General features: G+C 69.0%; 23 protein-coding genes. 8 read left to right on the top strand and 15 right to left on the bottom strand.

Features of this window, described 5'->3' with window-relative positions; all coding sequences use genetic code 11:
* Positions 1 to 64: 64 nt before the first annotated feature.
* The 4 genes from QZ772_RS11275 to QZ772_RS11260 form a co-directional block, all read right to left on the bottom strand.
* A complete protein-coding gene (locus tag QZ772_RS11275) occupies positions 65 to 2,086 on the bottom strand; it encodes a CHASE2 domain-containing protein (RefSeq protein WP_295526004.1) in 2,022 nt (673 codons plus the stop codon).
* Between the two features lie 8 nt (positions 2,087 to 2,094).
* Complete coding sequence (locus tag QZ772_RS11270; RefSeq protein WP_295526002.1) at positions 2,095 to 2,718, bottom strand: OmpA family protein; 624 nt, start codon at positions 2,716 to 2,718, stop codon at positions 2,095 to 2,097.
* Positions 2,715 to 3,245 (bottom strand): FecR family protein, encoded by a 531-nt coding sequence (locus QZ772_RS11265; protein ID WP_295525999.1) that lies wholly within the window; start codon positions 3,243 to 3,245, stop codon positions 2,715 to 2,717. Before QZ772_RS11265 ends, QZ772_RS11270 begins: the two co-directional genes overlap by 4 nt.
* A gap of 153 nt (positions 3,246 to 3,398) precedes the next feature.
* Positions 3,399 to 4,307, bottom strand: coding sequence for a LysR family transcriptional regulator (locus tag QZ772_RS11260; protein WP_295525997.1), 909 nt, complete (start codon positions 4,305 to 4,307; stop codon positions 3,399 to 3,401).
* 102 nt (positions 4,308 to 4,409) lie between these two features.
* Here QZ772_RS11260 and QZ772_RS11255 point away from each other — a divergent pair, with 102 nt between their 5' ends.
* From QZ772_RS11255 to aroQ, 6 genes are read left to right on the top strand one after another with little or no spacing between them, the layout of a single operon-like run.
* Positions 4,410 to 5,339 carry a ketopantoate reductase family protein gene (locus QZ772_RS11255; RefSeq protein ID WP_295525995.1) on the top strand — a complete coding sequence of 310 codons (930 nt, stop codon included), beginning with the start codon at positions 4,410 to 4,412 and terminating at the stop codon, positions 5,337 to 5,339.
* 26 nt (positions 5,340 to 5,365) lie between these two features.
* Positions 5,366 to 5,779: a VOC family protein gene (locus QZ772_RS11250; protein ID WP_295525993.1), complete on the top strand. Its 414-nt coding sequence runs from the start codon at positions 5,366 to 5,368 to the stop codon at positions 5,777 to 5,779.
* A gap of 25 nt (positions 5,780 to 5,804) precedes the next feature.
* Positions 5,805 to 6,284 carry a MaoC family dehydratase gene (locus QZ772_RS11245; RefSeq protein WP_295525990.1) on the top strand — a complete coding sequence of 160 codons (480 nt, stop codon included), beginning with the start codon at positions 5,805 to 5,807 and terminating at the stop codon, positions 6,282 to 6,284.
* Positions 6,281 to 7,537 carry a CoA transferase gene (locus QZ772_RS11240; protein ID WP_295525988.1) on the top strand — a complete coding sequence of 419 codons (1,257 nt, stop codon included), beginning with the start codon at positions 6,281 to 6,283 and terminating at the stop codon, positions 7,535 to 7,537. Before QZ772_RS11245 ends, QZ772_RS11240 begins: the two co-directional genes overlap by 4 nt.
* On the top strand, positions 7,534 to 8,355 hold the full coding sequence (gene aroE, locus QZ772_RS11235; protein ID WP_295525985.1) for a shikimate dehydrogenase: 822 nt from the start codon (positions 7,534 to 7,536) through the stop codon (positions 8,353 to 8,355). Before QZ772_RS11240 ends, aroE begins: the two co-directional genes overlap by 4 nt.
* 19 nt (positions 8,356 to 8,374) lie before the next feature.
* Positions 8,375 to 8,824 carry a type II 3-dehydroquinate dehydratase gene (aroQ, locus tag QZ772_RS11230; protein WP_295525983.1) on the top strand — a complete coding sequence of 150 codons (450 nt, stop codon included), beginning with the start codon at positions 8,375 to 8,377 and terminating at the stop codon, positions 8,822 to 8,824.
* A gap of 79 nt (positions 8,825 to 8,903) precedes the next feature.
* On the opposite strand, the gene QZ772_RS11225 is transcribed toward aroQ, so the two are convergent.
* Genes QZ772_RS11225 through QZ772_RS11210 form a run of 4 tightly spaced genes read right to left on the bottom strand, consistent with a single transcriptional unit; the run spans position 8,904 to position 12,647 of the window.
* Positions 8,904 to 9,770 (bottom strand): enoyl-CoA hydratase-related protein, encoded by an 867-nt coding sequence (locus QZ772_RS11225; protein WP_295525981.1) that lies wholly within the window; start codon positions 9,768 to 9,770, stop codon positions 8,904 to 8,906.
* Complete coding sequence (locus tag QZ772_RS11220; RefSeq protein WP_295525978.1) at positions 9,767 to 10,318, bottom strand: DUF2889 domain-containing protein; 552 nt, start codon at positions 10,316 to 10,318, stop codon at positions 9,767 to 9,769. Before QZ772_RS11220 ends, QZ772_RS11225 begins: the two co-directional genes overlap by 4 nt.
* Positions 10,315 to 11,478 (bottom strand): CaiB/BaiF CoA-transferase family protein, encoded by a 1,164-nt coding sequence (locus QZ772_RS11215; protein ID WP_295525976.1) that lies wholly within the window; start codon positions 11,476 to 11,478, stop codon positions 10,315 to 10,317. Before QZ772_RS11215 ends, QZ772_RS11220 begins: the two co-directional genes overlap by 4 nt.
* A gap of 8 nt (positions 11,479 to 11,486) precedes the next feature.
* Positions 11,487 to 12,647, bottom strand: coding sequence for an acyl-CoA dehydrogenase family protein (locus QZ772_RS11210; RefSeq protein WP_295525973.1), 1,161 nt, complete (start codon positions 12,645 to 12,647; stop codon positions 11,487 to 11,489).
* A gap of 217 nt (positions 12,648 to 12,864) precedes the next feature.
* On the opposite strand from QZ772_RS11210, the gene QZ772_RS11205 reads away from it, so the two are divergent.
* Complete coding sequence (locus tag QZ772_RS11205) at positions 12,865 to 13,461, top strand: TetR/AcrR family transcriptional regulator (protein WP_295525971.1); 597 nt, start codon at positions 12,865 to 12,867, stop codon at positions 13,459 to 13,461.
* A gap of 64 nt (positions 13,462 to 13,525) precedes the next feature.
* Here the strand turns inward: QZ772_RS11205 and QZ772_RS11200 are convergent, their stop codons facing one another.
* From QZ772_RS11200 to QZ772_RS11170, 7 genes are all read right to left on the bottom strand, one after another.
* Positions 13,526 to 14,683, bottom strand: a complete 1,158-nt coding sequence (locus tag QZ772_RS11200) for an ABC transporter substrate-binding protein (protein WP_295525969.1) — start codon at positions 14,681 to 14,683, stop codon at positions 13,526 to 13,528.
* A gap of 38 nt (positions 14,684 to 14,721) precedes the next feature.
* Positions 14,722 to 15,768 carry a branched-chain amino acid ABC transporter permease gene (locus QZ772_RS11195; RefSeq protein ID WP_295525967.1) on the bottom strand — a complete coding sequence of 349 codons (1,047 nt, stop codon included), beginning with the start codon at positions 15,766 to 15,768 and terminating at the stop codon, positions 14,722 to 14,724.
* Positions 15,768 to 16,640, bottom strand: coding sequence for a branched-chain amino acid ABC transporter permease (locus tag QZ772_RS11190; protein ID WP_295525965.1), 873 nt, complete (start codon positions 16,638 to 16,640; stop codon positions 15,768 to 15,770). Before QZ772_RS11190 ends, QZ772_RS11195 begins: the two co-directional genes overlap by 1 nt.
* Positions 16,641 to 16,651: 11 nt before the next feature.
* Entirely contained in the window at positions 16,652 to 18,511 is a 1,860-nt protein-coding gene (locus tag QZ772_RS11185) for an AMP-binding protein (protein WP_295525963.1), read from the bottom strand.
* Entirely contained in the window at positions 18,504 to 19,349 is an 846-nt protein-coding gene (locus QZ772_RS11180; RefSeq protein WP_295525961.1) for an ABC transporter ATP-binding protein, read from the bottom strand. The genes QZ772_RS11185 and QZ772_RS11180 overlap by 8 nt, the downstream gene beginning before the upstream one ends.
* Positions 19,346 to 20,185, bottom strand: coding sequence for an ABC transporter ATP-binding protein (locus tag QZ772_RS11175; protein ID WP_295525958.1), 840 nt, complete (start codon positions 20,183 to 20,185; stop codon positions 19,346 to 19,348). Before QZ772_RS11175 ends, QZ772_RS11180 begins: the two co-directional genes overlap by 4 nt.
* Positions 20,186 to 20,270: 85 nt before the next feature.
* Positions 20,271 to 21,527 carry an FAD-dependent oxidoreductase gene (locus QZ772_RS11170; protein WP_295525955.1) on the bottom strand — a complete coding sequence of 419 codons (1,257 nt, stop codon included), beginning with the start codon at positions 21,525 to 21,527 and terminating at the stop codon, positions 20,271 to 20,273.
* Positions 21,528 to 21,635: 108 nt separating this feature from the next.
* Here QZ772_RS11170 and QZ772_RS11165 point away from each other — a divergent pair, with 108 nt between their 5' ends.
* Positions 21,636 to 22,256 (top strand): TetR/AcrR family transcriptional regulator, encoded by a 621-nt coding sequence (locus QZ772_RS11165; protein WP_295525952.1) that lies wholly within the window; start codon positions 21,636 to 21,638, stop codon positions 22,254 to 22,256.
* Positions 22,257 to 22,395: the final 139 nt, after the last annotated feature.

Raw genomic sequence — 22,395 nt, 5'->3', positions numbered from 1 at the left:
CGCGCCGCCGGCGGGCAGGGCCGGCGGATTGTGCAGTACGGCAGCGGTCGCGATCGCCGGCGCTTCAGGTGGCCAGCACCATGGGCACCATCCTGACATCGTCCTCGTCGCGGTAGCGCGCCGCGATGTCCAGAATCCGCGCCTCGATGGCGAAGAAGGCGGTGAGCACATCGGGATCGAAGGCCGTTCCGCTCTGCGCCCGCATCAACTCGGTGGCCTGCGCATGCGGGAAGGCGGGCTTGTAGCAGCGGCGGCTGATCAGCGCGTCGTACACGTCGGCCACCGCCATGATGCGCGCGGACAGCGGGATGGCCTGCCCCGCAAGACCCTGCGGATAGCCGGAGCCGTCCCACTTCTCGTGGTGTCCGCCAGCGATCTCCGCGGCGATGGTGAGGAAGTTCTCGCCGTCGATGCGCCGCGCCGTGCCCAGCAGGATCTGCCGGCCGTACTCCGCATGGCGCTTCATCTGCGTCATCTCCTCGGGCGTGAGCCGGCCGGGCTTGAGCAGGATGTGATCAGGGACACCGACCTTGCCGATGTCGTGCAGCGGCGCGGACAGGAAGAGCAGGTCGATGTACTCGGGCGTGAGGACGCTCAGGTGCTGCCTGCTGCGGCGCAGTTGTTCGGCGATGGCACGCACGTAGTGCTGCGTGCGCTTGATGTGCGCGCCGGTCTCGGGGTCGCGGGTTTCGGCGACGGAGGCCATGGACTCGATCGTGATCTCGCGGGCGTTCTCGAGCTGGCGCAGCCAGGTGCGGGCGCGTCGTCGCTCGATGCCGTACCGGCCCAGCAGTCCGCCCAGCAGCAGCAGCGCGGCCAGCGCGCAGGGTGCCGCCGCCGAGACGAACAGGCCGTCGCGCATGAACAGCCCCGCACTGCCCAGTGCCGGCAGCAGCGCCACCGCCACGCCGCCAATGAGCAGTGCGGCGCCGCTGCGTCCCCAGGAGAAGACGATGGCCATCGACAGGGCCACGAGCAGCGTCATGACCGATGCGGCCTGGACCGCCCAGCCCGGTTCGCGCGCGAAGCCGCCGTGCAGCAGGTTTTCTGCCACCGCGGCCTGGATGCGCAAGCCGGGAAACCGCGGGTGAACCGCCGTGTGGTGGAAATCGTTGAGACCCACCGCCGAGCTGCCGATGAACACGTGGCGCCCGGTGAAGGCCGCCGCCGGCGTCTGGCCGTTGAGCACGTCCACGGCCGACACCGCGGGATAGTCCGAGACCTCCCGCGTGGTGCGCAGCAGGGCCTGGCCGCGGGCGTCGATGGGCACACGCAGCGGCCCGGCGCGCAGAACGGGGCCATCGGCCGTGGACTCGACCGACGCGCTCTGCACGCCGCGCGCCTTCATGACCGCCGCCAGCGCCAATGCCGGATGCACCCGGCCTTCGTGCGCGATCAGCAGCGGCACGCGGCGCAGCATGCCGTCGTCGTCGACCTGGTTGTTGACGAAGCCGCTGTAGGCCACGCCGCGCGCCACGGCGGGCGTGTTGGCGAGCAGCCCGGTGGCCTGCGGCAGCCGCAGCTGGGCGAACGACGGGTCTGCAGGCAGCGTGGCCGAATCGGGCAGCGGCGCGGATCCTGGCGTGAGATGGTCGAAGTAAAGGTAATGCGCGCCCACCGCATCCGCACGGGCCAGCGTGCGGCCCAGGTAGCCGTCGTTGTCCTGCAGGCCCGTCGGCACCCCGCCGATCTTCAGCGTCAGGCCGAAGTCGCGCCGGAAGCTTTCGCGCAGCGTGGCCAGCGAACTGCGGTCCGGTTCGGGGAACACGATGTCCAGCGCCACCGCGGCGGGCGCCGCCTCGGCGATGCGGTTGACCAGCGTGGCGACCTGGTAGCGCGGCCAGGGCCATTGGCCCACGGCGGCCAGGCTGGTCTCGTCGATGTCCACGACCACGGTGTCGCGCGCAGGCTCGGAGCGCGCCGTGGCGCGCAACAGCGTGTCCAGCCACAGGTGGTCGAGGCGCGCGAAGGCGAGCGGCTGCCATGCCAGCGTCAGGGCGACGGCCGCGGCCAGCAGCAGCCCCCCGGCGAAGAAGCCGAGTCGCTGGCTGCGGGTGAGCCCGTGGGCGAAGCGCAGCGCCCGCATGGCGGGCGTCAGAGGATCTGCACCTCGACCCGGCGGTTGCGGGGGTCGGTGGGCCGCACGCCGGGCTCGTCGATGGGCTCGGCGCTGCCGAAGGCACGCACGTCCAATGCATCCAGCGAGGGATCGCTCTGGCGCAGCAGGCGCGCCACGGCCTGCGCTCGTTCCTGCGACAGCCGCAGGTTGTAGTCGCGGGTCCCGCTCGCATCCGCATGCCCGAAGATGCTGATGACGGTCGGCTTGCGCTCGCGGGCGATGCGCAGCAGCTCGGGCACCAGTGCCTTCGACGCCTCGGTCAACACGGCCCGGTCGAGCAGGAAATGCAGCACGATGGTGCGCGGCGGCGAGGGCTGGGCCGCGAGCAGGGGCGCATAGCGCCGGTCGACGGCCTCGCGGCCAAGGCCGACGGCGGGCACAGGCAGCACGGCGGCGCCGGTGGTCGAGGTGGCACTGAACGCATCGCTCAGCACCTGCTTCCCCTGGGCCGTGGACAGCGAGGCGCTGCCCACATGGCCATCGTCGTCGGGCAGCAGCACCAGCGTCGTGCGCGCCCGCGGCGCCGGGGGCGAGGCGCAGCCGGCCAGCAGGCCGAGCACGACCACGGTGGCGGGAATCCAGCGGAAGCCAGCCGTCATTCCGCCTCCAGGATCAGGCGCGTGCCGCGCACGCCGACCGTGGCGGTGGGCGTCTCCAGCCGCACCGACTGCGGCGCCAGCTTGCCGATCTTTCCGCTGGCATACACGGTGCGGCCCTTGGCCAGGTAAAGATCAAAGGCATAGTCCTCGGCCTTGGGCTCGAAGGCATAGCGCCGCAATTGCAGATCGGTCGAGGCGCCCACCGTCAGCCGCGTCCCGTCGCGGAAGACGACGGCGGCCATGCCGTCGGCGCCGGAAACCAGGCGATCCGACGCGAGCAGGGAATCGCCCTCCTTGAGGGCCTGCTGCCCGCCGCCGCGATGCAACTGCACCGCGCCGCTCACCCGCTTGACCACCGCCACCGCTTCCGCAACGGGCGCGGTGACCATCTGGGCGGCGGCCGGACGCAGAGGTGGGGCAAAGGCAAGGAGCGCCACGAGCAGCCAGGTGGGCAGCGCCGGGAGACGCTTCGCACGATCGACTGCGACGACAGGGGGGTGGGGCGTGCACACAGCGGTGCCGCCCATCGGGTGGGATGCGTTCATGAGGGACGACGCGGCAAGTGCAGGCCGTCGGACGAAAGCCGGCGCACCTGGCGCGAAGCCGGTCCTTGTCTCTTCGGCATGGCGGCCGGCGACTTGAGCGCCGTCCGACGAACGGTCGGACGACGCAGCCGGGCCCTATGGGGCCTTCAGAAACAGCTCGGCGCAGACCCCACGCAGCCAGCGGTTGCCGGCGTCCTGATGGAAGCGCGAATGCCAGTGCTGCCGCACCGGAAAGCTGGGGATGGGCACCGGACAGCGCAGCACACGCAGACCGCCCAGCCGGGCCAGCGTCTCGCCGATGTGCCGCGGCAGGGTGGCGATCAGGTCGGTGGTGGACAGGATGGCCGGCAGCCCCAGGAAGCCGGGGATGCTCAGCACCACCCGCCGCTCGATCTGCAGACGCCGGACCGTGGCGTCGAGCAGCGCGGCGCCGGTGCCCTGCACGATGCCGGCATGCGCCTCGCGGCGGTAGTCCTCGATGCCGAAGGATCGGGGGCGGATCCGGGGATGGTCGGGATGGACGAGGCAGACCCAGTCCTGGTCGTAGAGGGTCTGCTGGTAGAAGCCGGCGTCCAGCGACGGAATGAAGCCCAGCGCCAGGTCCGCCGCGCCCGACTCCAGCTCGGCGGCCATGTCCGCGTGGATGGCCGCCGCCTCCAGCGCGATGCCCGGCGCCAGCGCCCGCACATGCGAGAAGAGCCGCGGCAGCAGCGTGATGTGGCTGGCGTCGGTCATGAAGATGCGGAAGCGCCGCTGCATCGTGGCCGCATCGAAAACCGCCGGCGGCTCGGCGATGGCGCGCAGGCCGGCCAGCACGGTGCGCACGGTGTCGATCATGGCTTCGGTGCGGGGCGTGGGCAGCATGCCCTGTGCCGTGCGCACGAACAGCGGATCGCCCACCTGCTCGCGCAGCCGCGCCAGCCAGATGCTGACGGTGGGCTGGGTCTGGCCCAGCTTCTCGGCGGTGCGCGTCACGCTGCCGGTGGCGTACAGCAGGTCGATCAGCTGCAGCTGCCGGCCGTCCAGCAGGGAGAGGTCGGACATGGTCGGGGCATCATGTGAAATCGACATGCAGTGTATGTTTCCCATGCGCTTCACACGATGAAGCCCGGATCCAAGAATGCAGCCTCATCACAGGAGACGCATTTGAAGATCGCAGTTCTCGGCGCTGGCGCACTCGGCTGCGCCATCGGCGGCACGCTGGCCGAGGCCGGCAACGACGTGGTGCTCATCAACCGCAGCCGGGCGCATGTGGACGCCATCCGCGCCGGCGGACTGCGCATGCGGGGGCCAGACGGCGAGCGCCGCGTCGCGGTGCGTGCCGAGGTGGATTGCAGCGCCCTGGATCCCGTCGAGCTGCTCATCGTGCTGGTGAAGTCCTTCCACACGCAGCAGGCCATCGCCGGGGCTGCGTCGCTGGTCGGCCCCGACACCGTCGTGCTGTCGCTGCAGAACGGACTCGGCCATGAGGACATCCTGGCCGAAGCCGTGGGCCGCGAGCGTGTGATCGCCGGCAAGACCTACGTGGGCGGCGTGATGCTCGCGCCCGGCCACATCATCAGCGGCACCGTCGGCAAGGAAACCCTGATCGGCGAGCTGGACGGCAGCGCCAGCCCTCGCGTGCAGCGCATCGCCGACACCTTCGAGGCGGCCGGCCTGCGCACGACGGTCAGCACCAACATCATGGGCACGATCTGGGACAAGCTGCTCATCAACGTCGCCACCGGCGCCGTGAGCGGCATCACGGGCCTGACCTATGGCCCGCTCTATGCCATCCCCGAGATCGAGGAGACCGCCGTCGCCGCCGTGCAGGAGGCGATGGCGGTCGCCCGCGCCAGCGGCGTGCAGATTTCCTACACCGACCCGAAGGCGCCCTGGACCAAGGCCGCCGCAGGCCTGCCCGACGACTTCAAGACCTCGATGCTGCAGAGCCTGGAGAAGGGCTCCATCACCGAGATCGACTTCATCAACGGCGCCGTGGTCCGCTGGGGCCAGCGCTGTGGCGTGGCCACACCCGTCAATGCCACGCTGGTGGCCTGCATCAAGGGTGTCGAGCGCGCACGCCAGGCCCGCTGAGCACCGAACGACCAGGAGACGAAGACATGAGCCACAAGCCCTTCACCCCACCCACCACGGCCTATGTCGAGCATGTGGCCATCCGTGTGCGCGACATCCACTGGCACATCCGCTTCTTCTATGAAGTGCTGGGCATGGACGTGCGCGAGATCGACGGCCCCACCGACGACCCCCGCCAGTACTGGACGCTCGGCGGCCTGCAGCTGATGGCCACGCCCGGCTTCGAGGCCCCACCCAGCAACGACGCCGGCTGGCTGGCCCACCTGGGCGTGATGGTGGACGACCTGGAAGCCGCCCTGGCCGCCGCCGAGCCCTGGGGCGTCAAGGCGCTCCCGCAGGGCCGCAACTGGCTGCAGCTGCCCGACGGCCTGGCCGTCGAGCTGATCCAGGCCGCGCCCGGCAGCGTGGCGCAGGCCCTGGCCGTGAAGCCGCGCGGCTGACCTCTTTCGATTCCGGAGACGACGCATGAAACTGACCCCGCCCCCGCAGCACTTCGAGACCCCCGAGAAGTACTGGGACGACGCCCACGAAGGCGACACCTGCACCAGCCCCGAATACGAAGTCACCGAGGCGCGCATCAATGCCTATGCCGAGCTGACTGGCGACTACACACCGGTGCACATCGACGAGGACTATGCCAAGACCACGCTCTTCGGCACCCGTGTGGCGCATGGCCTGTTCGGCCTCTCGATCGCCGACGGCCTGAAGACGCGCAGCGAATACCGCTTCCTGCCGGGCATGTCGCTGGGCTGGACCTGGGACTTCCTGCTGCCCATCAAGATCGACGACCGGCTGCATGTGCGCTTCACCGTCACCGGCCTGCGCGCCTCCAACAGCCGGCCGGGCTGGGGCATCGTCATCCTGCCCTCGGAGCTGGTCAACCAGCATGGTGAGGTGGTGCAGAAGGGCGAACACCGCCTGATGATTCCGCGGAGGCCCGCATGAGCGCGGCGCCCGAAAACACCCAGCCGCTGCCGCTGGCCGGCATCCGCGTCATCGACTACTCGCACTTCCTGGCCGGTCCGTACGTGGGCCGCTGCCTGGCGGGCCTGGGCGCCGAGGTCATCAAGGTGGAGCGCCCGGGCAGCGGCGACGCCGGACGCCACCATGCCTGGTTCGTGGGTGAGGACGACGCCTACTCCGGCTACTTCCTGCAGCTCAACATGGGCAAGCAGGGCCTGTCGGTCGACACCAAGGACCCGCGCGGCAAGGCGCTGATGCACAAGCTGGTGGACAGCGCCGACGTGTTCATCGAGAACTACCGCCCCGGCGCGCTCGACAAGCTGGGTCTGGGCTATGCCGAGCTGAGCGCGCGAAACCCCAGGCTGGTGTACTGCTCCATCTCGGCCTATGGCCACACCGGGCCCGACGCGCACCGTGCCGGCTTCGGTCTGATCGCCGAGGCCAAGAGCGGCATCATGCAGATGGTGGGCACGCCGGGCGAGCCGCCGCCGCTGCTGCGCATCTCGCTGGGCGACATGTACACCGGCATCCATGCGGTGGCGGCCATCAATGCCGCGCTGCTGGGCCGCACCCGCACCGGCCGTGGTCAGCACATCGACATGGCGCTGTACGACACGCTGGTCTCCATGCATGAGTACGCGGTGCAGTGCTACACGCTGTCGGGCGGCCAGGTGCTGCCGGAGCAGACGGGCCACGACATGCCTACCTCCACGCTCTACGGCGTGTTCCGCGCGGCCGATGGCGACCTGGTGATCGCCGCGCAGGTGGACGATGCCTGGAAGCGATTCGCCGCGCTGGTGGAAGCCCACGGCGGCCCCGCCGGCTTCGGCGCGGATGCACGCTTCCATACCTCGACCGGCCGCAATGCGAACCGGCTGGAGATCCTGGCCGTGGTCAAGCCCTGGGTGGCCTCGCGCCAGGTGGCCGAGGTGCTGGCGCTGCTCGACGGCATCGACGTGCCCTGCGCCAAGGTGCAGCGCATCGACGAGGTGCTGGCCGATCCGCAGATCCAGGCCCGTGGCATGGTGGTGGAGCAGGAGCATCCGGTGCTCGGCAAGATCCGTCTGCCCAACCTGCCGTTCAAGTTCTCGGACTGCGACACCACCATCCGCCAGGTCGCGCCCGACCTGGGCCAGCACAACGCCGAGATCGCCGCGGCACTGGGCTACAGCACCGACGAGATCGCCCAGATGCAGGCGGACGGCGTGCTCTACACGAAGGAGATGAAAGCATGAGTGACCAATACGCCGTCATCGGCAACCCCATCGGCCACACCAAGTCGCCGATGATCCACGGCATGTTCGCTGCGGCCACGGGCCAGGACCTCGTCTACACCGCCATCGAAGGCCGCCTCGGCCAGTTCGCCGAGGATGCCGAGGCCTTCCGCGCCGCCGGTGGCCGCGGCATGAACGTCACGGCACCCTTCAAGCTCGACGCCTTCGCCTTCGCCACCGAGCGCTCGCCGCGCGCCAGCCTGGCGGGCGCGGTCAACGCGCTGAAGTTCGACGGCGAGCGCGTGCTGGCCGAGAACTTCGACGGCGTGGGCCTGACCCGCGACGTGGTCGAGAACCTGGGCTGCGCGATGCGCGGCAAGCGCGTCCTCATCCTGGGGGCGGGCGGCGCCACGCGCGGCGCGCTGCTGCCCTTCCTGGAGCAGGGCCCGGCCGAGCTGGTGATCGCGAACCGCACGGTCGACAAGGCCACCGCCCTCGCCACCGAACTACGCAGCCACGGCCCAGTGCGCGGCTGCGGCTACCAGGACCTGGACGGCCAGCGCTTCGACCTCGTCTTCAACGCCACCTCGGCCAGCCTGCGCGGCGAACTGCCGCCCGTGCCGGCCACGGTGTTCACCGCCGACGGCCTGGCCTACGAGCTGGCCTACGGCAAGGGCCTGACGCCCTTCCTGCGCATGGCCCAGCAGACGGGTGTGAAGCGCCTGGCCGACGGCGTGGGCATGCTGGTCGAGCAGGCCGCCGAAGCCTTCGACTGGTGGCGTGGCGTGCGGCCCGACACGGCCGCCGTCATCGCCAAGCTGACCGTGCCGCTGATGTGAGAACACGGGAGACACGGCGATGAAGTTCCTCATGCTGCATGGCATCAACCACAACATGTTCGGCAAGCGCGATCCGAAGCAGTACGGCACCACGACGCTGGCCGAGATCGACGGCGAACTGCAGACGCTGGCGGGCGAACTGGGGGTGGAAGTCGAGTCCTTCCAGACCAACTTCGAAGGGGCGATGGTCGAACGCATCCACCAGGCCTACTTCGACGGCGTGGAGGGCGTGATGCTCAACGCCGGCGCCTGGACGCACTACAGCTACGGCATCCGCGATGCGCTGGCCATCCTGACCTGCCCCATCGTGGAGCTGCACATGTCCAACATCCATGCGCGCGAGGCCTTCCGGCACCACTCGGTGTTCGCCGACATCGTGCAGGGGCAGATCGCGGGCTTCGGGGTGGACAGTTACCGGCTGGCGCTGCGCACGGCCGTCACGCACGCGCGAGCGCAGGCGACAGCCTAGCCGCTCACCTGCGCGACGGACTCTGCCCACTCTTTACAGGGAAACACCCCAGCGGTCGACACACTGCGCCATCGGCACCTCAGCGATGCCGCGGCGACCGGCGCTCGCCGAAGGCGCGCACGCCTTCCGCAAAGCTGGGGCTTTCCACCAGGAGCATCTGGCGCGACCGCTCCCATTCGAGTTGCTGCGCCAGATTCTGGTGGGCCGAAGCGGCGAAGGCCGCCCTTGCCTCGCCGATGGCCTGCGCAGGCATGGCCGCCAGCCGAAGCGCCAGCGACCGGGCCTCGGCCGCAAGCCGCTCATCGGGCACACAGTCCCAGATCAGGCCCCACTGCGCCGCACGAGTGGCGGGTAGCTTGTCGCCGGTCAGCGCCAGGCCCATGGCGCGGGGCGCGCCCAGCGCACGCGGCAGCAGCCAGGTGGTGCCCATGTCCGGCACCGCGCCCAGCACAGGCAGAAAGGGCAGGTAGAAGTACGCCGACTCGGCGGCGATGGCCATGTCGCCCGCCAGCGCCAGGCCCACCCCGCCGCCCGCGGCCACGCCGTTGATGGCGCAGATCACCGGCGCAGGCCAGGCCTTGAGGTCCAGCAGCAGGGGCTGCATGCGTGCCATCAGCCGGCCCACGTGCGCGCCCAGCCGTGGGGCGGCGGCCGGTGCGTCGAGCAACGCGCGGTAGTCGGCGAGGTCCGCGCCCACGCTGAACCCGCGGCCACGGGCAGTGAGCACGAGCGCGCGCATGTCGGGCGCCTGCCGAGCGCTCTGCAAGGCGGACTCCAGGGCGTCGATCAACCCGTCGGCGAGCGGATTCATGCGGGCTGCGTCGTTGAGCGTCAGCGTGACCACGCCGTCTTCCGCGGCATAGAGCACCAGGCTGTCGTCCTCCACTTCGCTCACCGGAAGGCCTTCGGCAGTGACGCGCTTCGGCGCGGCCGGGGTGGCGCTCATGATCGGCCCCCCTTGGCGAACTGCGGCAGGTGCAGCCTGACGACCTCGCCATCCGCGCGCAGGCCATGGCAGCCGCCCACGGGCGTGCCACCGGCTGCGGCGCCGGGGCCGGTCGCATCCAGATCGGCCCACAGCACCTGGAAGGCCGTGGTGGCCATGGTCGGCAACAGCTCCGTGAGGTGGGTGCAGCCGGCTTCGCCTCGGAAGAGGCGTTTGACGGCCTGGGTGAAGCCCGGCTCGATGCGCAGGCCGATGAGCCGAGCGTAGGCGCCCTCCACGGCTTCGCATTCGCGGTAGGGGCGCGCCTCGCTGAAGGCCTGGGCATCGACGATCTGTCGCTCGCGATCGATGGTCAGACGCATGCGCATCCGATGGATCGGCTGGCCGGCCTCGATGTCGCGGCCGGTCACCAGCGAGGTTCGGACCGGCCGGGTGTCGGTCAGCACGGCCTCGATGTCGATCAGCCCGTCATCGCGCTCGAAGGCTTCGCTGCTAATGCGGCGCAGATGCAAGGCGCGCCGCGGTGCGGCTGGCGTGGCGTGGCTCATGCTGCCGAGGCTGCGAATGCGATCCGGGCGGCCAGCAGGGCAGCGACCTCCGAAGCGGGGTAGCCAGCCTGCGCCAACAGCGCCTCCGTGTCGGCGCCCGCGCGCGGTGCGACGCCGGGCAGCACCGAAGGCGTGCGGTCGAAGCGTGGTGCGGGCGCAGGTTGCAGCACGCCATCGGGTGCGACGAAGGTCTGCCGCGCCGCGTTGTGCGGATGGGCGGCCACCTCCTCCATCGACAGAACGGGTGCGACGCAGGCATCGCTGCCGTCGAACACCGCGCACCATTCGTCGCGGGTACGGGTGCGGAATACTGCCGCCAGCCTCTCGCGCAGGGCCGCCCACTCGCCGCGCTCCCACTGGCGCTCGAAGGCAGGATCGTCGATGCCGCAGCGTTCGAGCAACTGACGGTAGAAGGCCGGTTCGATGGCGCCGATGGCCACATGCCGTCCGTCGCTGCATTCGTAGGTGCCGTAGAAATGCGCCGCACCGTCCAGGAAGTTCGACTGCCGCGCGTCCTGCCAGAAGCCCTTGGCCTTCATGCCATAGATGGCGGCCATCAGCAGTGCGGCGCCATCGGTCATCGCGGCATCCACCACCTGACCCTGGCCGCTGGCCTGCACCTGGGCATGCGCGGCGAGCAGGCCCAGGGCCAGCAGCATGCCGCCGCCACCATAGTCCCCGACCAGGTTGAGGGGCGGCAACGGCTGCGGCCCGGTGCCGATGGCATGGAGCGCGCCGGAGAGCGCCACATAGTTGATGTCGTGCCCGGCCGTCTGCGCCAGCGGGCCGGTCTGGCCCCAGCCGGTCATGCGACCGTAGACGAGGCGCGGGTTGCGCGCATGGCAGACGGCTGGCCCCAGGCCGAGCCGCTCCGCAACACCGGGCCGGTAGCCCTCGACCAGGAAGTCGGCCTGCGCCACCAGACGCAGCACGGCCTCGACGGCGCGGGGGTCCTTCATGTCCAGGGCCAGCGACTGTCGGCCGCGGTCGACCACGCTGTCGTTGCGCATCAGTGCATCCAGATCGCTGCGCGCCGGTGTCGGCGGCCGGTCGATGCGGATGACGCGTGCGCCCATGTCCGCCAGAAGCATGCAGGCGAAGGGGCCGGGGCCGATGCCGGCGAGTTCGATGACGGTGAGGTGGGCCAGCGGTCCGGGCATGGCCTGCCTTACATGCGCTTGGCGACTTCTTCCAGCATCACCTCGGTGGCGCCGCCGCCGATGGTGAGGATGCGGGCATCGCGTGCCATGCGCTCGACTGGCGTGCCGATGATGTAGCCGCTGCCGCCATGCAGTTGCAGGCAGGTGTGCACCACCTCCTGCAGGGTCTCGGCACCGAAGGCCTTGAGCATCGAGACCTCGCGCACCGTGTCCTTGCCCTGGTCGATCATCAGCGCGCACTGGTAGGTCAGCGCGCGCACCGCCGCGGCCTTGGAGGCCACCCAGGCCAGCTTGTTGCGCACCACCTGCTGATCCCACAGCGGCTTGCCGAAAGCCTGGCGCTGGCGCACGTAGTCCACCGTGAGTTCGATGGCGCGGGCGCAGGTACCCGACACCAGCGCACCGACCACCAGCCGCTCGTTCTGGAAGGTGCTCATGATGTAGTAGAAGCCCTTGCCCTCCTCGCCCAGCAGCGCTTCCGGCGGCAGCGCCAGGTCGTCGAAGAAGAGCTCGGCCGTGTCCGACGAGCGCCAGCCATGCTTGTCGAACTTGCGCGTGACCTTCAGGCCGGGGTTGTCCTTCTCGACGATGAACATCGAGATGCCACGGCTGCCCTTGGCCTCGGGGTCGGTGCGCGCAGCCACGATGTAGATGTCGCCATGCACGCCATTGGTGATGAAGGTCTTGGAGCCATTGAGCACCCAGCCCTCGGCCGTGCGCACGGCCCGCGTGCGCATGCCGGCCACGTCGGAGCCCGCGCCAGGCTCGGTCACGCAGATGGCGCCCACCTTGCGACCGGCGCAGGCATCTGGCAGGTAGCGCTGCTTCTGCTCGGGCGAGCCGCGGTGCGCGATATGGCTGATCGACATGTCGCTGTGCACCGTGAGCGCCGAGGCCACACCGCCGTAGCCCGAGCGGGCGAGCTCCTCGCCCAGCACGACGGAAGCCAGCGCGCCCATGCCACCGCCGCCGTACTCGACCGGGTGACGCATGCCCAGGAAGCCCATCTCGCCCAGCTCGAGGAAGACCGAGCGCGGGATCTCGCCCGTGGCCTCCCATTCGTCGGCAAAGGGCACGATGCGCTCCCTGGAGAAGCGGCGCACCTGCTCGCGCACCATGCGCAGGTCTTCGTCCAGAAGGTCGGGCTCGAGGAATTCGAATTCAATCATGGTGGCGTCTGATGCAGGTCAAAGACAGGAGGCCGGTCGTCATTGATAGTCCGGCGTGTCGGTTTATTTTATGGACCGCATCCGGGACGCGCAACAGCGCTTGATAAACTCGCGCCGCTTTTTTTCATCACCGGTCCGCCCCGGATGAAACAAGACCCCTCGGGGGACACCCACCGCACAGCGTGGGAAGTACGAAGGCCATTTCTCAGAGAACGACATGCCGCGAATCCGCTCGGACGACTACGAAACCAAGGCCCAGGCCATCATGGATTCGGCAGCCGCCATCTTCGCCAGGGAAGGCTATCCGGCGGCCAAGATGCAGGACGTGGCCAAGGCCTGCGGCGCGACCAAGTCGATGCTCTACCACTACTTCCCGACCAAGGACGACCTGCTCTTCGCCATGCTGCAGGAACACCTGCAGCGCCTGATCGGCGCACTGGAAGAGGCGGTGGCCAGCAAGGCCGACGCCCGCGCCAAGCTGCAGATGGTGGTGGAGGCCTACACGCAGAAGTCCGCCCAGTCGCGGCGGCGGCACATGGTTGCCATGAACGACGTGAAGTTCCTGCCCAAGCCCAAGCAGACGCCGCTCATCAACCTGCAGCGCCAGTTGACCGAGCTGTTCGCGAAGCTGCTGCGCGAGGTCAACAAGGGCCTGCCCGAGGAGCTCTACAAGCCCTACGCCATGATGCTGGTGGGCATGCTGAACTGGACCGACTTCTGGTACAAGCCCACCGGCGCGGTCAAACCGCAGGAGCTGTGCGAGCGGCTGACGCGGCTCTTCCTGGACGGATTCGTCGGGGTCAAGAAGTCGTAAGGGCCCGCCGCCCGAACAGCGCAAGGGGCACCCTCGGGTGCCCCTTTTCGCTGGCGCCCCGTTCTCAGGGCGCCGGCTTGTAGGTGCTGCCCGCCGGGTCCGCCTTCAACAGGAAGAGCTTGGGCGCCGCCAGGTGGTTGGTCGCCGTGAAGCTGATCGGTGTCATGGCGCCGGTGTCCAGGTTGTTCACCTTGGCGAGCTCGGCGGTCGTGCAGTCCCAGGTCAGGGCCTTGCCGCAGCGCTCCATGGCGGTAAAGAGGGCGCGGGCCGAGGCATAGCCGGTGAAGGTGTAGCGGTTGACACGTGCCCGTTCCTCGGCCGAGAGGTACTTGTCGATCTTGTCCATGAAGCCCTTGGCCTCGGGCGCGCTTTCCAGGTAGACATAGTCGACCGTGTACACGTTCTCGCCTGCACTGCCCATCATCTTGGCGCTGGCCGGTACGCGCGACACATAGGTCACGCCCATCGGAATGCTGTGGCCCACGCGCTCCAGCTCCTTGGCCATGGTCACGTTCTCGCCCAGCACACCGCCGGCCATCAGCGCTTCGGCGCCGGACTGCTTGACCTTGAGGATCTCCGAGGAGAAGTCCGACTGGCCCTTCTTGTAGACCTGCGTCGACACCACCTGCAGCTTCTTCTCCTTGGCGGCGCGCTCGAAGCCTTCGCGCACGTTCTCGCCGTAGTCGTCGTCCTGAGAGATCAGGGCCCACTTCTTGCCCGGAAAGCGCTCGGCCATGCGCGAAACCAGCTCGTAGACGGCATCGCGCATGTCGTAGCCCACCGCGAACACGTTCTTGATGGTGGGCTTGTAGAGGCCTTCGTAGGTCGTGATCGGCGCCATGGCCGGCAGGCCGGTCTGCTTGATCAGCGGCATCGCGGCCTGCGCCTGCGCGGTGCCCGAGATCGAGGTCAGCGCGAAGACCTTGTCGCTGTTGACCAGCTTGCGCACACCCTGGATGGTGCGCGAGGGCACGTAGCCGTCGTCCTCCGAGACGAGGCGCAGCTTGCGGCCCTGGATGCCGCCGGCGGCGTTGGCCTCGGCAACGGCGAGCTTGACGCCGAGGTTGTGGGCCACGCCCAGCAGCGCCGGCGGCCCGGTCAGCGGCAGGATGTCGCCGATCACGATTTCGGTGTCGGTCACGCCCTGCTGCTGGGCGGCAGCGGGCAGGAATGCGCCTGCGGCAAGCAGGCCCAGCGTGGTGGCGGCGAGTCTCCGGTTCATGGTTGTCTCCATTGGAAGTCGTCTTGCTCGGGGGGGAATCAATAGCGCAGCGGCCAGTGCACCCAGGCATGGCGCACGTCGTGCCACATGCCGCGCAACCCACGGGGGTCGAAGCGCAGGAAGGCGATGATGGCCAGGCCGTAAAGGATGGTCTTGACCTCGTGCGCGCTGGTGGTCATCAGGTCCGCATAGCGCCCGCCAAGGAAGGACATCAGCGCAGAGAACACCTCGGGCAGCGTCAGGATGAAGACGGTGCCCAGGATGGCGCCAAGCACGGAACCCAGGCCGCCCACGATGATGATGGCCAGCGCCTCGATCGAGAGCAGGAAGGGGAAACTCTCCACGCTCACGATGCTGATGTACATGGCCATCAGCGCGCCGGCCACGCCGGTGATGGCCGCACTCAGCAGGAAGGCCATGAGCTTGAAGCGCATCAGGTTGATGCCCATGGTGCGCGCCGCGATGTCGTTGTCGCGGATCGCCACCATGGCGCGCCCGGCATAGGAGCGCCGCAGGTTGAGCGTGACCAGCACCGCCAGCACGCACATGGCCAGGCAGAACCAGTAGAAGGCGCGGTCGCTGCCCAGGTCCATGCCGAGGAGCACCGGCCGCGTGATGATGATGCCGCGCCCGCCCCCGGTGAAGCTGCCGCCGGCCAGCAGCGCGGCTCCCACGATGTGGCTGAAGGCCAGCGTGGTGATCGCCAGGTACAGCCCGTGCAGCCGCAGCGAGGGCAGCCCGACGATGAGGCCGAACACCGCCGGGACCACCGCCGCCGCCACCAGCGCCAGCTCGGCCGGCAGGCCCAGCCGGGTGATCGCGATGGCATAGGTGTAGGCGCCCAGCATCAGGAAGCCCACATGGCCCAGCGAGATCTGTCCGGCGAAGCCGGTGAGCACCGTGATGCCCAGGGCACCGATGGCGACGAAGAAGATCGTCGTCATGTGCGCCATCAGGAAGGGGCTGAGCACCAGCGGTGCGAGTACCAGGGCCAGCAGCAGGGCCGCGGTCCAGGCCTTGACGGCCTTCGAGTCGGTCAGGACGACCAGTTCGCCGTAGCGCTGCTTGAAGAAACCGCTTCTCATCAGACCCTCTCGATCCGCTTTTCACCGAACAGCCCGAAGGGCCGGACCATCAGCACCACCAGGATCAGGACGAAGCCCGCCACGTCCTTGAGGATGCTGGACAGGTAGCCACCCACCTGGTTCTCGAACACGCCGATGATCAGACCGCTGAAGCCGGAGCCCAGCACCGCGTCGAAGCCGCCCAGCACCGTGGCCGGGAAGGCCTTGAGGCCCAGCTCGTAGATCATGGGCGAGAGCCCGTAGATCACCGCGAAGAACACGCCGGCCAGCCCCGCCAGGGCCGAGGCACAGGCCCAGGCCACCGACTGCACCCTTGCGGTGGAGATGCCCATGAGCCGGGCCGTGTTCTCGTCCGCGGCGACCGCGCGCATGGCGACGCCGAATCGGCTGTAGCGCAGGAACCACCAGAAGCCCGCGAGCACCAGCAGCAGCACGACGATCACGCCCAGCTGGCTCACGCGCATGCCGGTGCCCAGCACCTGGACCACGGCGTCGGCGCCGGCCACCTCGAATTTGTGCGGCGCCGCGCCCCACACCATGGTGACGATGGCGCGCAGCACCACGGCCAGGCCCACGGTGACGAGCACGACGGACAGCACCGGTTCGCCCAGCATGGGCCGCATGATCAGCCGCTCGCACAGCATGCCCAGCAGCGCGCCGCAGACCAGCGCCACCACCACGGTGAGGATGCCGCTGGTACCCAGCGTCACGGCGATGGACCAGGAGATGTAGGCCGTCAGCATGCCCAGTTCGCCCTGCGAGAAGTTGACGATGCCGGTGGCCTTGTAGATCACGGCGAAGCTCATCGCCATGAGTCCGTAGATCGCGCCGATGGCCAGGCCCGACAGCACGAGTTCGATGAAATAGCCCATGCTTTTATTCCTCAGGACTTGCCGTAGATGAGCTGCAGCTCGCGCGCGAACTTCTTGTCGATGAGCCCGCGACGCACCTTCTGCGTGGCCGTGAGTTCGCCGTCGTCGTGGTCGAGCTCCTTTTCCAGCAGCACGAACTTGCGGATGTTCTCGACGCGGGCGAAGCGGGTGTTGACCTCGTCGACCACGCCCTGCACGAGTGCCACCACCTCCTGCATGAGGGTCAGCGACTTGAAGGTGGTGTATTGCAGCCCCTGCTCGGTGGCCCAGCGGCCGACCGTGTCGAAGTCGATCTGGATCAGCCCGCCCAGGAAGTGCCGGCCGTCGCCCACCACGATGGCCTCGCGCACGAAGGGGCTGTCCTTGAGCGCGTTCTCGATCTCCGAAGGGGCAATGTTCTTGCCGCCGCTCGTGATGATGATGGCCTTCTTGCGGTCGACCACCGCGATTTCGTCGCCGGCACGCTGTTCCACGATGTCGCCGGTGGCGAGCCAGCCGTCTTCGGAAAGGATGTCGCGGGTGCCCTTGTCGTCGAACAGGTAGCCGCGGAACACGCCGGGCGAGCGCACGAAGATCTCGCCGTCGCTGCCCAGCCGCCACTGCACACCGGGCATGGCCGGACCGCAGCTGCCGGGCACGAACGGCCGGCCCGGCTGTTGGACGAAAGCCAGCCCGCCCGCCTCGGTAAGACCGTAGCCCTGGCCCACCGGCAGCCCGATGATGTCGAAGAACTTGAGCGTCTCCGGCGACACGGAGGCACCACCGCACATGCGCGTGTGCGTCCGGTTGAGCCCCATGTGCCGCTGCATGTTGCGAAACAGCAGCAGCCACCACATGCCGAAGGCGAGCCGGTCGCCCAGGCGGACCAGTCGCCCGTGTTCGGCCCGCCGGTCCGACAGCACGCGGCCCTGCTGCATGCCCTTGCGGTAGAGCCAGCGCTGCAGGCGACCGCTGTCCTTCATGCGGAACTCGAAGTGCTGCTGCAGCTTTTCCCAGATGCGCGGCACACCGAGGAAGAAGGTCGGCGCGATCTCGCGGATGTTGGCGGACACGGTGTCCACAGACTCGGCGAAGTTCACGCAGCCGCCCATCAGCAGATGCAGCACGGTCGAGTAGCCGCGTTCGGCCACGTGGCACAAGGGCAGATAGCAGACCGACTCGAAGCGCTGGCCCACCATGCCTCGCGCGCTCGCATACGAATAGGCCGCGAAGATGAAGTTGCGGTGCGTCAGCATCGCGCCCTTGGGCGGGCCCGTCGTGCCGGAGGTGTAGACCAGGATGTTCACGTCGTCCGGCACGAGGCTGTCGATGCTGCGGTCCAGCCGCTGCTCGGCCAGCGGGTCCTCCTGCGCCAGCTGGTCGCCCAGCGCCATCAGGTGGTCGAACGCATGCGGCCGGCCCGGCTCGTAGCGGCGCATGCCTTTCATGTCGACGCAGAAGATGTGCTGCAGATGCGGCAGGCCATCGCCCTGCTGCATGGCCTCCAGCACCTTGTCGGTCTGCTCCTGGTCGCCGGTGATGGCCACCCGCGCCTGGCAGTGGCCGGCGATATAGAGCACCTCGGCCCACGGGTTCGTGGGGTAGATGCCGACCACCTGCACGCCCAGCATCTGCGCCCCCAGGTCGGCATAGAACCACTCGGGCACGTCCTCGGCCGCGATCACGATGCGGTCGCCGCGCTGCAGGCCCAGCTTCATCAGCCCGAGTGCGGTGCGGCGCGCGTCGCGGTAGTAGTCAGCCCAGGTCCGCCCACGCCAGACGCCCTGCACCTTCTCGCGCAGCGCGACCTGTGCGCCCCGCTCCTGCGCGCGGTGGCGCAGCAGTGCGGGCAGCGTGCCCTCGCCGTTCAACAGGGTGGCATGGTCAAGCATGGCCGCCCTCCTCGCCCAGGTAGGCCTTCAGCACCTGCGGGTCGGCGGCGATCTCCTCGGGTGTGCCCTCGGCGATCAGCGCGCCGAAGTCCAGCACGTAGATGCGGTCCGACAGGTCCATCACCACCTGCATGTCATGCTCGATCATGAGTACGGCAATGCCGAACTCGTCGCGGATATCGAGGGTGAAGCGGGCAATGTCCTCCTTCTCCTCGCGGTTCATGCCGGCCACGATCTCGTCGAGCAGCAGCAGCTTGGGCTCGCAGGCCAGCGCGCGGCCCAGCTCCACCCGCTTCTGCTGGCCGTAGGCCAGCTGCGAGACGGGCTTGTCGCGCAGCTCCTCGATCTCCAGGAACTCGATGATCTGCTCCACCCGCTCGCGGGCCGCGATCTCCTCGCGCCGCGGCCGGCCCCAGAAGACCAGCGACTCCAGGATGCTGTAGCGGAAGTGGATGTGCCGGCCCACCAGCAGGTTCTCGACCACCGTGCCGTTGCGGAACAGTGCCAGGTTCTGGAAGGTGCGGCCGATGCCCAGGGCCGCGAAGTCGGAGGACTTGAGCCCCGCGGTGTCGCGACCCTCGAACAGGATCTGCCCGGCACTGGGCGGCAGCACGCCGCTCACCAGATTGAAGGTGGTGGTCTTGCCGGCGCCATTGGGGCCGATGAGGCTCACGATCTCGCCGGGCATCACGCGCAGGCTCACGTCATTGACGGCCTTGACGCCGCCGAAGCGCTTGGAGATGTTGCGTGCCTCCAGCACAGGGATATCGAAGCCAGCAGGGACCCCCGGCCTGCCTGCGGCGCGCGTGCCCGCGGGAGCGACCGTGTGGGCGCTCATGACAGCCACCTCTTGCGGCGCTTGTAGTGTTTGACGTCTTTCATGTGTGTACGGCCAGATCCGGAGGACAGGCCGAGGTAGAACTCGCGCACGTCGGCGTTGCGGCGCAACTGCTCGCCGGTGCCGTCGAGCACCACACGGCCGTTTTCCATGATGTAGGCGTAGTCGCAGAGGGCGAGGGCGCGGCTGGCGTTCTGCTCCACCAGCAGGATGGTCACGCCCTCGTCGGCACGCAGCCGCTGCACGCTGTCGAAGATCTCGGCCACCACCAGCGGCGCCAGCCCGAGCGAAGGCTCGTCCAGCGCCAGCACGCGCGGCCGGCTCATGAGGGCGCGACCGATGGCGACCATCTGCTGCTCGCCGCCCGAGAGGTAGCCGGCCACGGTGCTGCGCTTGTCCACCAGTCGCGGAAAGAGGCGGAACACGCGCTCACGGGCCTCGGCCAGTTCGGCGGTGCTGCGCGTATGGGCGCCGGCCATCAGGTTCTCTTCCACCGTGAGCGTGGCGAACAGCCGGCGGCCTTCGGGCACCTGCACCATGCCCTGGCGCACGATGTCGGGCGCACCGGCCTGCTTGATCGGGCGGCCGAAGAGCTCGATGCTGCCCTTGTCGATCTCGCCGTCCTCGGCATCGAGCACGCCCGACACGGCCTTGAGCACCGTCGACTTGCCGGCGCCGTTGGAGCCCAGCAGCGCGACGATCTGACCCGGGCGCACTTCGAGCGACACGTCGCGCACGGCCTCGATGGCGCCGCCGTAGACGACCTGCAGGCTGCGGATCGCCAGCGCGGGCGGCGCGGCGGCCGCCGGGGTGGAGTTGTTGTGATCTGAATCCATATAATTAGACCGACGAGTCGGACTATCAATTGGGCGCGATTTTGCGCATTGGGACTTGCTGCACCACTTGGGGCTTACACCTAAGTCAAGCCTGCAGCATCGGCTTGAGCGGCTGCGACTCGTCCGCGAGACGTGCCGCATCGACCGTCAGCGGCTGGGCCATGGCGCGCCGCACGAGCATGAAGTCGGCGGGCCGGTTCACCGCGTCGATGGCCAGCAGCTGGTCGCCCTTCAGGTAGAACGCGCAGAAGCTGCGTGTCGCCGGATCGCCGCGCAGCACGCACTGGTCATGGCCCTGCGACAGGCCGGCCATCTGCAGCTTGAGGTCGTACTGGTCCGACCAGAACCACGGGATCGCCGTGTACGGCTTGGGCTTGCCGCCCAGCCAGCCGGCGACGGCGCGGGCCTGCTCCAGCGCGTTGGGCACCGACTCGATGCGCACATCCCGCTCGTAGGCCGGGTGCACATGCCGCGTGCAGTCGCCCGCGGCGAACACGTCGGGGTCGGCCGTCTGGCCGTGCGCGTCCACCGGGATGCCGTCGGCCGCGGCGAGGCCCGCCTCGACCGCCAGTTGCACCTCGGGCTCCATGCCGATGCCGGCCACCACCACGTCGGCCTCGATGCGCTCGCCATCAGCGCCTTCCAGCGCGGTGATGGCGCCGTCCCTGCACTGCACCGCGCGCACCTGCATGCCGGTCCGGATGTCCACGCCGTGCCGTCGATGCTCGTCCTCGTAGAACTGCGACAGCCGATGACCCGCCACACGCGCCAGCACACGGGGCTGCGACTCGAGCACCGTCACCTGCATGCCGGCCTTGGTGGCCGAGGCCGCCACCTCCAGGCCCACATAGCCGCCGCCCACCACCACCAGCCGGGCGCCCGGCTCGACGTAGGCGCGCAGCCGGTCCGCGTCGGCGGCCGTGCGCAGGTACAGCAGGTTGGACGGCGGACGCGCGGGATCGATGCCCTCGCAGCGGTAGGGCCGGGGTCGGCCGCCGGTGCACAGCGCCAGCTTGCCGTAATGCAGCCGCTCGCCCGTGTCGGCCAGCACCAGTTCGTGCCGGGCCCGGTCGATGGCCACCACGCGCACGCCGCTGCGGCGCACCACGCCTGCCCGCTCATAGGCGGCATCGGGTCGCAGCGCCAGGGCGTCGGTATCCATCTCGCCGCCGAGATAGGCCTTGGAGAGCGGCGGCCGGTGGTAGGGCAGGCCGGGCTCGTCGCCGAGCAGCAGGATGCTGCCGGCCCAGCCCGCCTGACGCGTGGCCACAGCCAGTTCGCTGCCGGCATGGCCGGCGCCGATCACGATCAAATCCCAGTGCGCTTGATGTGCTGTCTCCATGTTCATCCTGGGCGTCGCGTCGATGCGGCCGCCTTATAGTCCGTCCGGTCGGTCTAATATATCGACTGGGTCAACAAGTGGCAAGACAACCGGCGAAGGACACGCAACGTGACACGCACCCGTGCAGACGACTATGAGGACAAGAAGCGCGCCATCCTGGAGAAGGCGGCTGCGCTGATTGCCCGCAAAGGCTTCGACCAGGCCACGATGATGGATGTGGCCAAGGCCTGCAACGCCTCCAAGTCCCACCTGTATCACTACTTCCCCAGCAAGGAGGACCTGCTCTTCGCCGTCGTGCACGAGCACATCGCACAGCAGACCGCCGAGCTGCGGGCCATCGTGGCCCTGCCGCTGCCGGCAGAGGAACGCTTCGCTCGCTTCATCGACAGCTTCGTGCAGGGCGCGGCCCGCTCGCGCAGCGAACACCTCATCCTGATGGCCGACCTCAAGTTCCTGCCGCGCGCCGAGCGCGAGCAGATCCGCGTCATGGAAGTGGAACTGGCCGACCTGCTGGAGCAGCTGCTCGGCGAGATAAACCCCACCGTCATGCGCGACCCCAAGGCGCGCAAGCCCTACTCGCTGCTGCTCTTCGGCATGATGATCTGGACCTTCACCTGGTACCGCAAGAGCGGCCAGATCCCGCCGCGCGAGCTGGCCGCGCGGGTGTCGGCGCTGTGGACGGTGGGCTTCGTTCAGCTCGACGCCGAAGGCAGGCCCATCAACGCCTGAAGCACCGAGGTCTCCATGTAGGCTTCGTCGCGGCACAGCTGGGCGTCGCGCACGATGCAGATGTGAATGCTGCGCACGCGGCGACGGATCGGGCAGTCCCACAGCAAGGCCAGGCCTTCGAGGCCGTATTCCTCAGTTG

The sequence above is a fragment of the uncultured Pseudacidovorax sp. genome, assembly GCF_913773995.1.
Classification (GTDB): Bacteria; Pseudomonadota; Gammaproteobacteria; order Burkholderiales; family Burkholderiaceae_C; genus Xenophilus.
This window is presented reverse-complemented; position numbering and strand designations above follow the sequence as displayed.

Bases quoted from the DNA above. Each gene is read 5' to 3' on its own strand.
- QZ772_RS11240 (WP_295525988.1), top strand. From the start codon at position 6,281: ATGAGCGCGGCGCCCGAAAACACCCAGCCGCTGCCGCTGGCCGGCATC.
- QZ772_RS11210 (WP_295525973.1), bottom strand. From the start codon at position 12,647: ATGATTGAATTCGAATTCCTCGAGCCCGACCTTCTGGACGAAGACCTG.
- QZ772_RS11260 (WP_295525997.1), bottom strand. From the start codon at position 4,307: ATGTCCGACCTCTCCCTGCTGGACGGCCGGCAGCTGCAGCTGATCGAC.
- QZ772_RS11205 (WP_295525971.1), top strand. From the start codon at position 12,865: ATGCCGCGAATCCGCTCGGACGACTACGAAACCAAGGCCCAGGCCATC.
- QZ772_RS11225 (WP_295525981.1), bottom strand. From the start codon at position 9,770: ATGAGCGCCACCCCGGCCGCGCCGAAGCGCGTCACTGCCGAAGGCCTT.
- QZ772_RS11220 (WP_295525978.1), bottom strand. From the start codon at position 10,318: ATGAGCCACGCCACGCCAGCCGCACCGCGGCGCGCCTTGCATCTGCGC.
- QZ772_RS11200 (WP_295525969.1), bottom strand. From the start codon at position 14,683: ATGAACCGGAGACTCGCCGCCACCACGCTGGGCCTGCTTGCCGCAGGC.
- QZ772_RS11275 (WP_295526004.1), bottom strand. From the start codon at position 2,086: ATGCGGGCGCTGCGCTTCGCCCACGGGCTCACCCGCAGCCAGCGACTC.
- QZ772_RS11270 (WP_295526002.1), bottom strand. From the start codon at position 2,718: ATGACGGCTGGCTTCCGCTGGATTCCCGCCACCGTGGTCGTGCTCGGC.
- QZ772_RS11250 (WP_295525993.1), top strand. From the start codon at position 5,366: ATGAGCCACAAGCCCTTCACCCCACCCACCACGGCCTATGTCGAGCAT.
- QZ772_RS11170 (WP_295525955.1), bottom strand. From the start codon at position 21,527: ATGGAGACAGCACATCAAGCGCACTGGGATTTGATCGTGATCGGCGCC.
- QZ772_RS11175 (WP_295525958.1), bottom strand. From the start codon at position 20,185: ATGGATTCAGATCACAACAACTCCACCCCGGCGGCCGCCGCGCCGCCC.
- aroE (WP_295525985.1), top strand. From the start codon at position 7,534: ATGAGTGACCAATACGCCGTCATCGGCAACCCCATCGGCCACACCAAG.
- QZ772_RS11265 (WP_295525999.1), bottom strand. From the start codon at position 3,245: ATGGGCGGCACCGCTGTGTGCACGCCCCACCCCCCTGTCGTCGCAGTC.
- aroQ (WP_295525983.1), top strand. From the start codon at position 8,375: ATGAAGTTCCTCATGCTGCATGGCATCAACCACAACATGTTCGGCAAG.
- QZ772_RS11195 (WP_295525967.1), bottom strand. From the start codon at position 15,768: ATGAGAAGCGGTTTCTTCAAGCAGCGCTACGGCGAACTGGTCGTCCTG.
- QZ772_RS11190 (WP_295525965.1), bottom strand. From the start codon at position 16,640: ATGGGCTATTTCATCGAACTCGTGCTGTCGGGCCTGGCCATCGGCGCG.
- QZ772_RS11185 (WP_295525963.1), bottom strand. From the start codon at position 18,511: ATGCTTGACCATGCCACCCTGTTGAACGGCGAGGGCACGCTGCCCGCA.
- QZ772_RS11215 (WP_295525976.1), bottom strand. From the start codon at position 11,478: ATGCCCGGACCGCTGGCCCACCTCACCGTCATCGAACTCGCCGGCATC.
- QZ772_RS11180 (WP_295525961.1), bottom strand. From the start codon at position 19,349: ATGAGCGCCCACACGGTCGCTCCCGCGGGCACGCGCGCCGCAGGCAGG.
- QZ772_RS11245 (WP_295525990.1), top strand. From the start codon at position 5,805: ATGAAACTGACCCCGCCCCCGCAGCACTTCGAGACCCCCGAGAAGTAC.